Source organism: Carbonicoccus niuqiaonis (genome assembly GCF_050157065.1).
In the GTDB taxonomy this organism is placed as follows: domain Bacteria; phylum Actinomycetota; class Actinomycetes; order Propionibacteriales; family Propionibacteriaceae; genus Avipropionibacterium.
The window spans coordinates 2,023,659-2,038,837 of record NZ_CP189573.1 but is presented as its reverse complement, the minus strand read 5'-3'; the positions used below and the strand labels follow the sequence as shown (position 1 = coordinate 2,038,837).

Sequence of the window (15,179 nt, the reverse complement as noted above, 5' to 3'; positions counted from 1 at the left end):
CTGCTTTCGCAGAGGAGGAGCCCGCACATGACCAGCGCACCATCCGGAACTGGTGGGGTTCGGCGCGTCAAGTCGGCCGAGCACACGGTCCTGGTGCTCGAGTTCCTGGCGAGCCGGCGTGGCCAGTCGGTCCGGATCCGCGAGGTGGCCGAGGCGACGGGCATCCCGCGGAGCAGTGCGTACGCCCTGCTGCAGACCCTCACCGAACTGGGCTGGGTGCAACGTGACCAGTCCGGTGTGTTGTACGGGATCGGGATTCGCGCGCTGATCGCCGGGGTGAGCTATCTCGACGCCGACCCGTGCGTCCAACTGGTGCAGCCGTGGCTGGACCGACTGCACACCACCTTGGACGAGACCGTCCACCTCGCCCGCCTGGACGGCAGCGACGTGGTCTACCTCGCCACCCGGGAGTCCACCCAGTACCTGCGGGTGATCAACCGGGTGGGGCGTCGCCTCCCGGCGAGCTGTACGTCCTTGGGCAAGGCCCTGTTGGCCGCCCAGCCGCCCGACCAGCTCGACCGACACCTGACCGATCCGCTGCCGGCGTTGACACCGCAGACCGTGACCGACCGCCATGCCCTCGACGAGCAGCTCGCGCGCACTCGGGAACAGGGTTACGCCGTCGAGCGCGAGGAGAACACGCCGGGCCTCCACTGCATCGGCGTGGCGCTGCCGTACGGCACCCATCCGTACGACGCGATCAGTTGTTCGGTGCCGATCGGACGGATCAGTCCGGAGCGGGAGGCGTTGATCGTCGAGCAGCTGCTGGCAGCGGCTGCCGAGATCGGCCGGGTCGGCAGTTCGCTGCCGGAGGTGGCCCCACGATGACCCGTCGGTGGTTGATCGTCGACACCGTGCACGACGGCACCGGTGGTGTGCCCCGCCATGACATCGCCGTCGGCATCGAGGACGATCGGATCCTGGCCGTGCGCGATGCCGCGGACGTCCCGCCGGCCAGCGATGCCGACCGGGTCGAGCGGCTGCCCGGCACCACGCTGGTCCCGGGGCTGATCGACGCCCACGTCCACCTGCTGTTCACCAGCGACAGTGACCACACCCTCACCCGCCGCACGTTCGAGAACGGCGATGACGCCGCCCTGGCCGGGATCGGGACGACCAATGCGGCCGAGGCGCTGCTCGGCGGGCTGACCACCGTCCGCGACTGCGGCGACACCCGCGGCATCGTTGCGTCGCTACGGGATCGGCAACGCCGAGGCCTGGTCAGCGGGCCCCGGATCCTCACCGCCGGGGCGCCGATCACCACCACGACCGGACACCTCAACTGGTGCGGCAACGTCGTCACCACCGACGAGGAGTTGATCACCGCGGTGCACCGGTTGGCCGACAGCGGAGTCGACCTGGTGAAGCTGATGACCAGCGGCGGCAACATGACCCGGGAGTCCGATCCGTTGGCCGCCCAGTTCAGCGACGAACAGGTCGCGCTGGCGGTCCGTACGGCCCATGCGCGCGGCCTGCGGGTCGCCGCCCATGCGCAGAACGTCGACAGCATTGCAGGGGCGGTCCGAGGTGGGGTCGACACGATCGAGCACTGCCTGTGGCGCGACTCGACCGGGGCGCTGTCTCCCCCGCAGCAGTTGGTCGAGCTGCTGGCCGGCACCCGGTCGGTGCCGGTGGTCACCTTCGCCGGCCTGCAACGGGCGCTGACCGACGAGGCGGGCGTCGACCTGACCCCGGAACAGCGTGACACCGTCATCGCCTCCTCGCCGACGGGACGGCTCGACCACGACTTCGCATGGGCCCGGGCGCTGCTGGACGCCGACGTGCCATTGGTGGTCGCCAGTGACGCCGGGGTGCGGTTCACCCCGTTCCGGACCTTCCTGTCGAGTCTGCGTTGTGCGATGGCGACCCTGCAGTTGACGGCCGGGCAGGCGGTCGCGACGGCGACCTCGCACGCTGCGACAGCCCTCGGCCTGACCGACGTGGGCATCGTGGCAGCAGGCCTGCAGGCCGACCTCACCGTCCTGCACGGCGCCGACCCGGATGGACTCGGTCCTGTCGCGCACGTCATCCAGGGCGGTCGTACGACCGTCCGCGACGGGATGCTCGTCCGGGGCACCCCACCCATACCGGGAACGGACACGTTGCCGGAACCGTAAGTACCCAACCCAGCAAGGAGAACGATCATGCAGCACTCCCCCAGTGCAATGCACCGCTCCACCCAGCCCGCATCCCTGTCCCGTCGAGGATTCCTGTCCGCAGCCGGCGCCGTCGGCGTCGGTGTCGGTGCGACCGCCCTCGACACGAAAACGGCGCTGGCCGACGTACAGCCCACCGCGCCGAGCCGCCACCTACTCGTGAAGACCCCTGCTGAGCTCACCGCCGCGATCGCCGCCTCGGAGCCCGGTGACGTGATCATGTTGAAGAACGGCACCTGGCGTGACATCGGAATCGACTTCCGTGCCATGGGCACCCCGGACGGGCCGATCACACTGCGGGCCCAGACGCCGGGCAAGGTGATCATCTCCGGGACCTCGTACCTGAGGATCATCGGTGACCATCTGGTGGTCGACGGGCTGACGTTCCGGGACGGCGCCGCACCCCTGAACCATCTGCACCTGATCCAGTTCAGTGACTGGGACGAGAACGCGGCTCCCGGCACGCAGACCCAGTACTCCAACCACTGCCGGCTGACCAACGTCGTGGTGGACCGCTTCAACAAGGAACAGGTGCTCCCCGCCGGCAAGGACGTCTGGGTCGGCCTGTGGGGCACCCACAACCGCATCGACCACTGCGCCTTCCTGAACAAGATCAGCTACGCACTGTTGATCATCGGGTGGCGTCCCCTGGGCGTACCCGACCACCACCGGATCGACAACAACTACTTCTCCGACATCCCCAACAACGGCTACAGCGCGGCGGCGGTGGTGATCCGGCTGGGTGACGGTGTGAACGCCCTCGAGCCTGCGTACTCGGTCATCGAGCGCAACGTGTTCGAGAACATGGAGGGCATCGGCCGGATCGTCAGCCTCAAGAGCAGCAACAGCACCATCCGGGACAACACGTTCTGGAAGGCGTCCGGCTCGATCTGCAGTCGCGCCGGCAGCTTCAACACCGTGGAACGAAACTTCATCTTCCCCGGCATGGAGACCAACGACGGCTACTACACCGGCGGCATGCTGATGATCGGTGAGGGGCACGTCATCCGGGGCAACTACGTCCAAGGGTGCCAACCCCGGGGCAAGGCGGCCCTCCAGCTCTATGCCGGTGATGCCAAGAACGGCCCCGGTGTCGGCAGCTACTACCCGACCAAGGACGTCGTCGTCGAGAACAACACCTTCGTCGACAACGCCAAGAACATCATCGTCAACATGTACTACAGCGAGGAGAAGGGCTGGGACGTACCGGTGGAGAAACATCACCTACCGGGAGAACGCCATCGTCGGCAACGAATCGCCCGCCCCGGTGATCGACGAGGTCGAGGTGCCGCCGATCGGCGACATCATCTATGAGGACAACCAGTTCCACGGTGGCAACCTGGAGGGCCTCACCGACGTTCCCGGCATCGAGATCACCGACCCGGGCCTGGTGCAGCAGGCCGACGGCACCTACCGCTACCGCTCCAACAGCCCGCTGCGCCACAACATCACCACGCGCCCGCTCACCAAGGCAGACGTCGGCCCGGGCTGGAACTGGCGATGAGCTGCCGCTGAACAACGCCGAATCCACACCCGTACACCGATCCAGGAGATTCACACCCCATGCAGAACGTCACCGTCTCGGCCGTCTCGGGCCATCCGGTCCAGCTGGCCGAACCCCGGGTCACCGACGCCGACCTCACCCGGGTCGTCGACCACTGGACCGACCGGATCAGCCGGGTGTTGCCCGATCGGCCTGATCTGGTGGTGCTCCCCGAGATGTTCGACCGACCACAGGTGAACGGCCAACCGGGTCCGACCCAGTTGCCCATCGAGGCCCGCGAGGAGTTCGCGCGGGGCAAGGGCAGCCGGGTCCGCGACGCGCTCGCCGAGATCGCCGTGACCCACCACACCTACGTCACCTACCCCAGCTATCGGGTCGACGACGACGGTGCGTTGGTCAACGCCTTGGAGTTCATCGGCCGGGACGGTGGCACGGCAGCCGTGTACGACAAGATCGTCCCGACCCTGGGTGAACAGGCGGGGCTGGGCATCAGGCCCGGTGACACCGTCCTCGCCGCCGACCTCGACTTCGGCCGGGTCAGTGGCATCATCTGCTTCGACCTCAACTTCGAGCAGGTACGGGCAGCGGTCGCGCAGGTGCAGCCACGGCTGATCGTGTTCCCGTCGGCCTACCACGGTGGCCTGATGCAGAACTACTGGGCGTTGAGCTGTCGCTCCTTCTTCGTCGGTGCGGTCAACCCGCCCAACCGGAGTGCGATCATCGACCCGACCGGGCAGGAGGTCGCCTCGACCAGTACGTACGACTGGTTGATCACCCGGACGATCAACCTCGACTACACGTTGGTGCACCTGGACAACAACCGCGAGAAGTTGTTGCAGCTCAAGCAGAAGTACGGTCCCGAGGTCCAGATCCATGACCCTGGACTGGTCGGCATGGTGATCGTCTACAGCCACTCCGACGCCGTCGACTCCGCGACGATGGTGGCCGAGTTCGAAATGCAGGTGCTCGACGCCTACTTCGCCGACAGCACCGCCCACCTGGCCGAGCGAGGTGTCCGTGTTCCCCGCTGAGGTCGACGACCAGCTGCAGGGTTGTTCCAGGATCGCCGGCCGCCCGGTGGTCGGCACCGGGCAGGAGTTCCGCGCGGTCGACCCGGCCACCGGTGAGGCGTTGAAGCCGGTGTACCGGACCGTCGGGACGGCCGAGGTCGATGCTGCGGTCGAGGCGGCCACGGCGGCGTTCGCCGAGTATCGGCACACCACCCCCGAACAGCGGGCCGCACTGCTCCGTCTGATCGCCGCCAACCTCGATGCGGTGAACGACGAACTCGTACACCGGGCCCGTCGGGAGACCGGGCTGCCCGAGGCACGGCTGTACGGGGAGGTCGCCCGGACCTCCAACCAGCTGCGGCTGTTGGCCGGGGAGGTCGAGCTCGGCGAGCACCAGGGCGTCCGGATCGATCACGCCCAGCCCGACCGCTCCCCCACACCGGCGCCGGACCTGCGGCTGCGGTTCGTACCGCTCGGACCGGTGGTGGTGTTCGGGGCCGCCAACTTCCCGATGGCGTTCTCCACTGCCGGCGGCGACACCGCCTCGGCCCTGGCCGCCGGCTGCCCGGTGATCGTCAAGGCCCACCCTGCCCATCCCGGGACCGCCGAGCTCACCGCCATCGCCGTCGACGCAGCCATCGCGGCCTGCGGACTGCCGCGGGGCCTGTTCTCCGTGCTGTACGGCGTCGGCAACGACCTCGGTGCCCAGCTTGTCACCCATCCCGGGATCCGCGCGGTCGGGTTCACTGGGTCGCGGGCCGGCGGACTGGCGCTGCAGGCGTTGGCCCAGTCGCGTCCGGTTCCGATCCCTGTGTACGCAGAGATGTCGAGCGTCAACCCGGTCGTGGTGCTGCCCCGACGTGCACGTGATGCCGCCGACGTCGCCCAGGGGTACGTCGATTCGCTCACCCTGGGCTCGGGACAGTTCTGCACCAACCCGGGGCTGTTGTTCGTACCCCGTGAGGCGACCGACCTCCGGGCCGAGATCGGTGAACGCATCACGGCGACGACCGGGCAGCCGATGCTGACCAGCCGGATCCTGGCGTCGTACGAACAGGGGGCGGCCCGGTTCACCCGGCTGGAGGTGCTGGGTGCCGGTGCCCGGGGTGACGGACCCACGAACCCGACGCCGATCGTGGCGTCGGTGACGGCCAAGGAGTTGCGACTGGACCGGTCGTTGGCCGACGAGGTGTTCGGGCCCGCCGGGCTGGTCGTCAGCTACGCCGACCTCGCCGATCTCCAAGCCACGTTGAAGACCCTGGAGGGGCAACTCACGGTTGCGGTCCACGCCGACGCGGCTGATCACGACCTGGTGGCGGCCCTGCTGCCCGGCCTCGAGGACCTGGCGGGACGGGTGATCATGAACGCTTGGCCGACCGGCGTCGAGGTGACGCACGCGATGGTCCATGGGGGGCCGTACCCGGCCACGACCACGCCCGGCACCACGTCGGTGGGGACGCTGGCGATCCAACGCTTCCAGCGCCCGATCAGCTATCAGGGGTTCCCGCAGGAGCTGTTGCCGGCAGCCGTACGCGACGACAACCCATGGCAGCTACCCCGCCGAATCACGTGATGGGTAGACGCTTGGTCGCGAAGAGCGACTCAGCCGTGACCGACGACGACGTGCTCGCACTTGTGGAACGTGGTCGCCGGTGACCATGGCCTGACTCTTGCGCTCGGAGGGGTCTGCGACGCCTTGGACTGTGCCGTGAGCCTCGTGACGATTCTTGTCGGCGGCGGCGTTTAGTATCGAACACGTGCTGCAATACTCGGGTCCTGAGGGTGGTGCGCCGTTCGATCCGGCGGACCCTTGGTACGACGTGCCCGACGACGAGCCGCCGCCCCGGTTGCCACCACTGACCCCCGAACTCGTGGTCAGCCAGATGACCGGCGGCCGGCGGCTCAAGATGGCCACCGAGTGCAACGAACTGATCAGTGCTACCGATTGGGCTGACCTTCATCCCGGCGAAGCCCTCCCCACCACGACCTCCATCTCCACGGCCACGACGCAGAGTGTGGTGCCGGGGGCGGAGCGGGCGGTGCAGCTCGGGGGTGACGGCACCCCGCTGGTCGCGGAGTTCGCTGCCGCCGAGCTGGCGGCACTGCTGCACTCGTCCAGTTGGGCCGGTGCCCGGCTGATCGGGGACGCGCTGGATCTGCGGCACCGGCTGCCACGCTTGTGGTCACGGATCTGTGAGACCGAGATCGAGGCGTGGCAGGCCCGCCGGATCGCCCAGGCCACCCGCCATCTGAGCAAGCACGAAGCCGGGTACGTCGACGCCGCGATCGCCGACCTGCTCGGTCGGCTCCCGTGGGGCCGGCTCCAAGCGTTGGTGGATGCGGCGGTCATCGAAGCGAACCCCGAACGCGCCGCCGCGCTGGCCGACCTGGTCGGGAAGGCGGACAAGAAGGTCCATGTCGGGCAGTCCGACGACCACGGCCTGACCACCGTGTACGCGCGGGTCGATGCTGCTGCGGGGATCTGGCTCGACGCGATGATCGACCGGCTCGCCGACCTCCTCCAAGCTCAGGGTGACGAGTCGAGCAAGGACAACCGACGCGCGACCGCCCTCGGACTCCTCGCCCACCCGGCCCGAGCCATCCAACTCCTCACCACACCCGTCACCAGCGAAGAGGCCAGCACGGATGAAGCCGGACCTGACACTGCCGGGATGGACACGGCCGGAGCCGACACGGCCGGCACGGACAGCGGTGCGTGCGACGACGACGAACCGGATCTGTTCGACGACCCGGAACCGCCAGAGCCTGACCTGCCCGACCCCGACGGTCCGGAACATCCGGGCACCCCGGGTCGGCCGTTGACCGAGGCCGAGATCATCGCCGCCGTGCGACGGCTCGACCCGGCCAAACTCCGACCCCGCGTCCTGCTGAACCTCCACCTGGCTGAGCAGACCGTCCGCACCGGCACCGGTGTCGCCCGCACCGACGGGCTCGGACCGCAGTCAGCCGACACCGTGCGCGGCTGGTTGGGTGACTGCACCATCCTGCTCCGACCCGTCATCGACCTCCCCGCCGGACTCACCCCGGTCGACGCGTACGAGATCCCCCAAGCAATGCGCGACCACATGCAGCTGCGGCAACCCGTCAGCAGCTTCCCGTTCGCCGCGAGCCGCGGGAAGCTCGACCTCGACCACACCATCCCCTACCGCGCTGGTTGTGGTCCCGGGCAGACCCGGATCGCGAACCTGGCGCCGCTGTCGCGGCTGGAGCATCGATTGGTGACCCATGGTGACTGGTCGCGTCGACAACCCGAGCCCGGCACACTGTTGTTCCGGGCGCCCCACGGCCACATCTACCTGGTCGACCACAACGGCACACACCCACTCGGCACCACAAGCTTCGCCCAAGCCGTGTGGAACACCGCCACGCCCGAATAGCCCGGTGGCATGACCAGCGCGGGGGGAAGCGCCAAACGACCAAGAGTAGTCTCCACCCCATGGATGCACTGATGGATCCAGAAAGCGGGGTAGTGACATGAGCCGAGGACAACATCGACTGTCCACCGTCCTGACCGGAGTGGTGGGAGGTCTCCTGCTGTTCCACGTTTCCGGGCTGGTGTCCTCGGCGTGGTTCACAGCAAGGGGGCCGGCCGCCACCCATCTGCCCATGCTGATGATGCTCGCGCTGATCCTGCTGGCAGCGGTGCTGGGCACGGTGCGACCACGCGCGGGCCTCGTTGCCGGACTGCTGGTCCTGGGCCTGTCACTGCTCGGCACGTTCGTGCTCAGCTCCGACCCGTGGACCGAGGTGTCGTCGTGGCTCGACTGGCGGGGAGCGGCATCGGCCGCCGCCGGTGGAAGCTACTCGGCCATGCTCGGACTGACACTCGTCTGCGTGTCGCTGGCGCCGCGGGCACGACGCTGGTGGCTCACCCGCCGACGAGGCCAGGAACCGCTCCGGGCCGAGGAAGAGTCACGCCCGGTCGCCACCTCACGTACGTAGGCCCTGCCACGACGCCGACGCCCGCGACTCCTCGCGGCAGTCACCGCAGTGCGGCGGCCACCTCGGCCACCCGGGCACGAATCGCCTTCACGTCCGGCCCGGCGGCCATCACGTCGCGGCTGGTCGAGGGCAGGGTCAGGGGCGTCAGCGGACCGAACAGGGTGGCCACGTGCTCGGGGGTCCCGCCTTGGGCCCCGAGTCCGGGCACCAGGATCGATCCGTTGAGTCGACTCAGGTCGACGTCGAGTGCTTCGTGCGTCAGCCCGACCACGACGCCGATCGGACCGGTCGCTCCGTCGACGGCGTGTGCCGCGTTGACCGCGGCCGCATCGTCAAGGATCTGCTGGGCGACGCTACGGTCGCCGGCAGTGGCGAGCTGAACCTGCCCACCCTCGGGGTTCGACGTCCGCACCAGCACGTACAGCCCGCGTCCGTTGGCCACCGCGAGGTCGACGGCCGGCTGCAGCGAGCCGAAGCCCAGGTAGGGGCTGACGGTGATCGCATCGGCGACCAGGGGTGATCCGTCGGTCAGGTACGCCGCCCCGTACGCCGCCATCGTGGAGCCGATGTCACCACGCTTGGCGTCCAGCAGACTGATCGCACCTCTGTCCCGGACACCGGCCAGCACCCGTTCCAGGACAGCGATCCCGGCCGATCCGAAGGCCTCGTAGAAGGCGCTCTGCGGCTTCACCACCGCGACCTGGTCGGCCACCGCTTCGACCATCGTCAACGCGCAACGCTCCAGGCCGCTGGCGGTCACCGGCAGGCCCCAAGCCTGCAGGATGGCCGGGTGCGGGTCGATCCCGACACACAGCCGGCCGCGCTCGGCCACCACACCGGCCAGCCGTTCACCGTACGAGCTCATCGGTCTCCCCCATCATCGCCCTGTCGGTGCCGGCGGTTGATCTCGGCGACCAGGCCCGGTCCTCGGTAGACCAGCCCGCTGTAGACCTGCACCAGACTGGCCCCGGCCTCCAACATCGCGTCGGCGTGATCGGCGGTCATGATGCCGCCGACCCCGATCACCGGCAACCGGCTCCGTCGGGTCAACCGGGACACGAAGGTCCGCGATCGGGTGGTCAGCGGTGCCCCCGACAGTCCCCCGGGTTGGTCGGCCAGGTGCCGGTCCTTCACGGCGATGCCGCCCCGGTCGATCGTGGTGTTGGTGGCGATCAGTCCTGACACCCCGCCGTCCTCGCACACCTCGACCGCTTCGTCGACCGCCTGCTCGGTCAGGTCCGGCGCCAACTTCACCAGCACCGGGACCGGGGCGTGCCGGTCGAGCTGTCGCGCCTCGGCGACCAGCGCGGCGACGAGCTCGGCCAGAAACCCCTTGTCCTGCAGGGATCGCAGGCCCGGGGTGTTGGGACTGGACACGTTGATCGCGACGTAGTCGGCGTGCGGGGCGACGGCCCGCAGCGAGGTGAGGTAGTCCGCCACCGCGTCGCCCAACTCGACGACCTTGCTCTTGCCGATCGACACCCCGACGAGGAGCCCCGCCGCGCCGTTGCCCCGCTCGATGCCGAAACCTGCCAACCGGTCGGCCAGTGCCTGTGCCCCGGCGTTGTTGAAGCCCATCCGGTTGATGATCGCTCGCGAGGTCCGCAGCCGTTGCAGTCGTGGGCGGTCGTTCCCGGGCTGCGCCAGCGCGGTGACCGTACCCAGCTCCACGTGGGAGAACCCGAGCCCGGCCCAGGCCGGTGCGGCAATGCCGTTCTTGTCCATGCCGGCGGCGAGTCCGACCGGACCGGGAAACCGGAGCCCGGCGAAGTCGACCTCGGCACCACGCGAGCCGACGGCTCCGGCGACGAGGCGACGCAGCGGCCGCAGCGACCCGATCCGCCGGACCGCGGCCAGGGTGGCCTCGTGGGCCACCTCGGCGTCGCCGCCACCGAGCGCGAACAGTGCCGGTCGGACGGCCCGGTAGGCCAGGTCGAGTCCGACGGCACGCCGGCCGGTCCGCGGGCGCGGGGCGGGCGCGACAACACTCACCTGGCGCCCACCGCGTCGGTGACCGTCGCCGGGTCCACCTCGGCCGCCCACTCCTGCAGTGATCGGACACCGATCCCACCGGAGCGGATCGCCTCGATACCACGGACCGCCGCCGACAACCCCTGCACCGTCGTCATGCAGGGCACGTTGCGCAGGATCGCCGCGGTCCGGATCTCCCACCCGTCGTAGCGGGGCCGGCCGTCGGTGTTGGTGCCGTGCGGGGTGTTGAACACCAGGTCGACCTCACCGTCCAGCAGGTGCTGCACGATCGTCTTCTCCCCGTTCGGGCCAGGCCCCTGGCTGTGCTTGCGCACCTCGGTCACCTCGACCCCGTTGCGGCGCAACACCGAGGCCGTACCGGCGGTCGCACAGATCGTGAAGCCGAGGTCGGCGAGCCGACGGACCGGATAGATCATGTGCCGCTTGTCGCGGTTGGCGGCGGAGACGAACACCAGGCCCGAGGTGGGCAGCGGCCCGAACGCGGCCGATTGGCTCTTGGCGAAGGCCCGACCGAAGTCGGTGTCCATCCCCATCACCTCGCCGGTCGACTTCATCTCCGGCCCCAGCACGGTGTCGACCGAGGTGCCCTCGACGGTGCGGAACCGGTTGAACGGCATCACCGCCTCCTTCACCGCGATCGGGCCGTTGTCGGACGTGTCGCCGCCGTCGCCGGTCGCGCGCAGCAGCCCCTCGTCACGCAGTTGGGCGATCGTGGCGCCGACGGCCAGTCGGGCGGCCGCCTTCGCCAGCGAGCTGCCGGTCGCCTTGGAGACGAACGGCACCGTACGCGAGGCGCGCGGGTTGGCCTCCAACACGTAGAGCACGTCACCGGCCAGCGCGAACTGGATGTTGATCAGGCCACGCACCCCGACTCCGGCAGCGATCGCCTCGGTCGATTCGCGGATCCGGTCGATCACTTCGGCGCCCAGGGTCATCGGCGGCAGCGAGCACGCCGAGTCGCCGGAGTGGATGCCGGCCTCCTCGATGTGCTCCATCACCCCACCCAGATAGAGATCGGTCCCGTCATACAGCGCGTCGACGTCGATCTCCAAGGCGTCGTCGAGGAACCGGTCGACCAGCACCGGGTGCTGCGCCGACACCTCGGTGTTGCGGGAGATGTAGTTCGCCAGCGCCCCCTCGTCGTAGACGATCTCCATACCGCGCCCGCCGAGCACGTACGACGGCCGCACCAGCACCGGGTAGCCGATCCCGTCGGCGATCTCGCGGGCCTCGTCGAACGAGCTGGCCATGCCGAACTTCGGCGCCGGCAGCCCGGCGGCGGTCAGCACCTTGCCGAACTCACCGCGCTCCTCGGCCAGGTGGATCGCCTCGGGCTGGGTGCCGATGATCGGCACCCCGGCGTCCTTCAGCGTCTGCGCCAGGCCGAGCGGGGTCTGCCCACCCAACTGCACGATCACCCCGGCGACCGGTCCGGCCTGCTGCTCGGCGTGGACGACCTCCAACACGTCCTCGGCGGTCAGCGGCTCGAAGTACAACCGGTCGGAGGTGTCGTAGTCGGTCGACACGGTCTCGGGGTTGCAGTTGACCATGATCGTCTCGAAGCCGGTACCGTCGTTGTCCGGTGCCGCCGACAGCGCCATCGACGCGTGGACACAGGAGTAGTCGAACTCGATCCCCTGCCCGATCCGGTTCGGACCCGACCCGAGGATGATCACCGCCGGCCGTTCCCGGCGCACCACCTCGGACTCCTCGTCGTACGAGCTGTAGTGGTACGGCGTCCGCGCGGCGAACTCGGCGGCGCAGGTGTCGACGGTCTTGAACACCGGCCGCAGGCCGAGCGCCCACCGCAGGCCACGCACCGATTCCTCGCTCAGGTTGCGCAGGTGGCCGATCTGGGCGTCCGACAGGCCGTGCCGCTTCGCATGCCGCAACAGGTCTGCGTCCAACTCGTCGGCGTCGGCGACCATGCCGCCGACCTCGTTGATCAACTGCACCTGGTCGATGAACCACGGGTCGATCCCGGTGGCCTCGTGGATCTGCTCCGGGGTGGCACCCCAGCGCAACGCCCGCTCCAGCAGCATGATCCGCCCGTCATGCGGTCGGGCCATCTCGGCCAGGATCGCGTCGACGTCACCATGATCAGGATCGTCGCCCAACCAGAACCCGCCGACCCCGGACTCCAGGGACCGCAGTGCCTTGCCGAGCGCCTCGGAGAAGTTGCGGCCGATCGCCATCGCCTCGCCGACGCTCTTCATGTGGGTGGTCAGCGTGGTGTCGGCGGTCGGGAACTTCTCGAACGCGAACCGCGGCACCTTCACCACCACGTAGTCCAGGGTCGGCTCGAAGGAGGCCGGCGTCTCGGCGGTGATGTCGTTGGTGATCTCGTCGAGGGTGTAGCCCAGCGCGACCTTCGCCGCGATCTTGGCGATGGGGAACCCGGTCGCCTTCGAGGCCAGCGCCGACGACCGTGACACGCGAGGGTTCATCTCGATCACGATCATCCGCCCGTCGGCCGGGTTGATCGCGAACTGGATGTTGCAGCCACCGGTGTCGACGCCGACGTCGCGGATGATCGCGATCGCGACGTCGCGCATCCGCTGGTACTCGCGGTCGGTCAACGTCATCGCGGGGGCGACGGTGATCGAGTCGCCGGTGTGCACCCCCATCGGGTCGAAGTTCTCGATGGAGCAGACGATGACGACGTTGTCGGCGGAGTCGCGCATCACCTCCAGCTCGTACTCCTTCCAGCCCAGGATCGACTCCTCGATCAGCACCTCGGTGGTCGGGCTGGCGGCCAGGCCGGCCCCGGCGATGCGGCGCAGTTCGGTCTCGTCGTGGGCGAAGCCGGAGCCGACCCCGCCCATCGTGAACGAGGGCCGCACGACGACCGGGTAGCCGAGTTCCTCGGCGCTGCGGAGCACCTCGTCGAGGGTGTGACACACCATCGAGCGGGCGACCTCGGCCGGGCCACCCTCCACGCCGGTCAGGTTCTCCACGACCGCCTTGAACTGCTCGCGGTTCTCGCCGCGCTGGATCGCCTCGACCGACGCGCCGATCAGCTCGACCCCGTACTGCTCGAGCACCCCTGACTCGTGCAACGCGATCGCGGTGTTCAGCGCGGTCTGCCCGCCGAGGGTGGCCAACAGTGCATCAGGGCGTTCCTTCTCGATCACCTTCGTCACGTACTCGGGCGTGATCGGCTCGACGTAGGTCGCGTCGGCGAACTCGGGGTCGGTCATGATCGTCGCCGGGTTCGAGTTCACCAGGACGACGCGGAAGCCCTCCTCCTGCAACACCCGGCAGGCCTGGGTCCCGGAGTAGTCGAACTCACACGCCTGGCCGATCACGATCGGCCCGGAGCCGATCACCAGGACACTCTTCAGGTCGGTGCGACGGGGCATCAGTTGGCCTCTCCACTCATCAACTGCACGAACCGGTCGAACAGGTAGGACGCGTCGTGCGGTCCGGCCGCGGCCTCCGGGTGGTACTGCACCGAGAACGCGGCGAGCTTGCCGTCGCGGCGCAGTTCGAGCCCCTCGACCACGTCGTCGTTCAGGCAGACGTGGGAGACGGTCGCGACCCCGTACGGGGTGTCGACGGCCTCGCCGATCGGGGCGTCCACGGCGAACCCGTGGTTGTGTGCGGTGATCTCGACCTTGCGGGTGGTGAGGTCCATCACCGGCTGGTTGATGCCGCGGTGGCCGTACTTCAGCTTGAAGGTGCCGAAGCCGAGAGCGCGTCCGAACACCTGGTTGCCGAAGCAGATGCCGAAGTACGGGATCTGGGCCTCCAGCACCTGCCGCAGCAGGTCGCGCGGCCCGTCGGTGGTGGCGGGGTCGCCGGGGCCGTTGGAGAAGAACACCCCGTCAGCGCCGATCGCCTGCAGTTCGGCGAAGCTGGTGGTCGCCGGCAGCACGTGGGTGGTGATGCCGCGCTCGGCCATCCGGTACGGGGTGCGCGACTTGATGCCGAGGTCGATCGCGGCCACGGTGAACCGGTGCTCGCCGACCGCCGGGATCACCTCGGCCGCGGTGACGGTGACGTCGTCGACCAGGTCGCGTCCGGCCATCGACGGCTGCTGCAGCACCTGGGCGCGCAACGCCGCGGGGTCGGTGGCGGTGGTCGAGATGCCGACGCGCATGCTGCCGCGTTCGCGGAGGTGCCGGGTCAGTGCCCGGGTGTCGACGTCGGTGATCCCGACCACGCCCTGGGCGGTCAACTCGTCGGGGAGGCTGCGGCGGGACCGCCAGTTGGACGGCATCCGTGCGATGTCGCGGACCACCAGCCCGGCGACCCACACCTGGCGCGACTCGTCGTCCTCGTCGTTCCAGCCGGTGTTGCCGATGTGGGGTGCGGTGGCGACCACGACCTGACCGCGATAACTCGGATCGGTGAGGGTCTCCTGGTATCCGGTCATCCCGGTGGCGAACACGGCCTCGCCGAAGGTCTCCCCCTCGGCGCCGAATGATCTGCCACGGAACGTCGTCCCGTCCTCCAGCACGAGGAGCGCCGGGCGGGGGTTCCGGATGGTGTTGTGGGTCGAGGTGTCGGGGCGTGCAGACATGACCGTCCTTTCCTGCCTCACGGGACAGG

At 69.1% G+C, this 15,179-nt stretch carries 12 protein-coding genes; 8 read left to right on the top strand and 4 right to left on the bottom strand.

Translation table 11 applies throughout. From position 1 onward, the window contains the following. The first annotated feature begins 27 nt into the window (after positions 1-27). From ACQBAU_RS09270 to ACQBAU_RS09235, 8 genes are all read left to right on the top strand, one after another. Positions 28-828 carry an IclR family transcriptional regulator gene (locus tag ACQBAU_RS09270; RefSeq protein ID WP_465256629.1) on the top strand — a complete coding sequence of 267 codons (801 nt, stop codon included), beginning with the start codon at positions 28-30 and terminating at the stop codon, positions 826-828. Next, complete coding sequence (locus ACQBAU_RS09265) at positions 825-2,117, top strand: amidohydrolase family protein (RefSeq protein WP_465256628.1); 1,293 nt, start codon at positions 825-827, stop codon at positions 2,115-2,117. The genes ACQBAU_RS09270 and ACQBAU_RS09265 overlap by 4 nt, the downstream gene beginning before the upstream one ends. A gap of 27 nt (positions 2,118-2,144) precedes the next feature. After that, on the top strand, positions 2,145-3,470 hold the full coding sequence (locus tag ACQBAU_RS09260) for a polysaccharide lyase 6 family protein (protein WP_465256627.1): 1,326 nt from the start codon (positions 2,145-2,147) through the stop codon (positions 3,468-3,470). Beyond that, positions 3,424-3,660, top strand: coding sequence for a hypothetical protein (locus ACQBAU_RS09255; protein ID WP_465256626.1), 237 nt, complete (start codon positions 3,424-3,426; stop codon positions 3,658-3,660). The genes ACQBAU_RS09260 and ACQBAU_RS09255 overlap by 47 nt, the downstream gene beginning before the upstream one ends. Before the next feature lie 59 nt (positions 3,661-3,719). Next, positions 3,720-4,691: a carbon-nitrogen hydrolase family protein gene (locus tag ACQBAU_RS09250; RefSeq protein WP_465256625.1), complete on the top strand. Its 972-nt coding sequence runs from the start codon at positions 3,720-3,722 to the stop codon at positions 4,689-4,691. Further along, complete coding sequence (locus ACQBAU_RS09245) at positions 4,678-6,243, top strand: aldehyde dehydrogenase (NADP(+)) (RefSeq protein ID WP_465256624.1); 1,566 nt, start codon at positions 4,678-4,680, stop codon at positions 6,241-6,243. The genes ACQBAU_RS09250 and ACQBAU_RS09245 overlap by 14 nt, the downstream gene beginning before the upstream one ends. A gap of 184 nt (positions 6,244-6,427) precedes the next feature. Then, positions 6,428-8,068 carry a DUF222 domain-containing protein gene (locus tag ACQBAU_RS09240; RefSeq protein WP_465256623.1) on the top strand — a complete coding sequence of 547 codons (1,641 nt, stop codon included), beginning with the start codon at positions 6,428-6,430 and terminating at the stop codon, positions 8,066-8,068. A 229-nt stretch (positions 8,069-8,297) separates the two neighbouring features. Next, positions 8,298-8,633, top strand: coding sequence for a hypothetical protein (locus ACQBAU_RS09235; protein WP_465256622.1), 336 nt, complete (start codon positions 8,298-8,300; stop codon positions 8,631-8,633). Positions 8,634-8,673: 40 nt separating this feature from the next. Here ACQBAU_RS09235 and pyrF read toward each other — a convergent pair whose 3' ends face one another. The 4 genes from pyrF to carA are packed head-to-tail and all read right to left on the bottom strand — an operon-like array spanning position 8,674 to position 15,150. Then, complete coding sequence (pyrF, locus tag ACQBAU_RS09230) at positions 8,674-9,498, bottom strand: orotidine-5'-phosphate decarboxylase (RefSeq protein ID WP_465256621.1); 825 nt, start codon at positions 9,496-9,498, stop codon at positions 8,674-8,676. Beyond that, complete coding sequence (locus ACQBAU_RS09225) at positions 9,495-10,625, bottom strand: quinone-dependent dihydroorotate dehydrogenase (RefSeq protein WP_465256620.1); 1,131 nt, start codon at positions 10,623-10,625, stop codon at positions 9,495-9,497. The genes pyrF and ACQBAU_RS09225 overlap by 4 nt, the downstream gene beginning before the upstream one ends. Then, on the bottom strand, positions 10,622-13,987 hold the full coding sequence (gene carB, locus ACQBAU_RS09220; RefSeq protein ID WP_465256619.1) for a carbamoyl-phosphate synthase large subunit: 3,366 nt from the start codon (positions 13,985-13,987) through the stop codon (positions 10,622-10,624). Before carB ends, ACQBAU_RS09225 begins: the two co-directional genes overlap by 4 nt. Further along, positions 13,987-15,150, bottom strand: a complete 1,164-nt coding sequence (carA, locus tag ACQBAU_RS09215) for a glutamine-hydrolyzing carbamoyl-phosphate synthase small subunit (protein WP_465256618.1) — start codon at positions 15,148-15,150, stop codon at positions 13,987-13,989. Before carA ends, carB begins: the two co-directional genes overlap by 1 nt. Positions 15,151-15,179 lie beyond the last annotated feature (29 nt).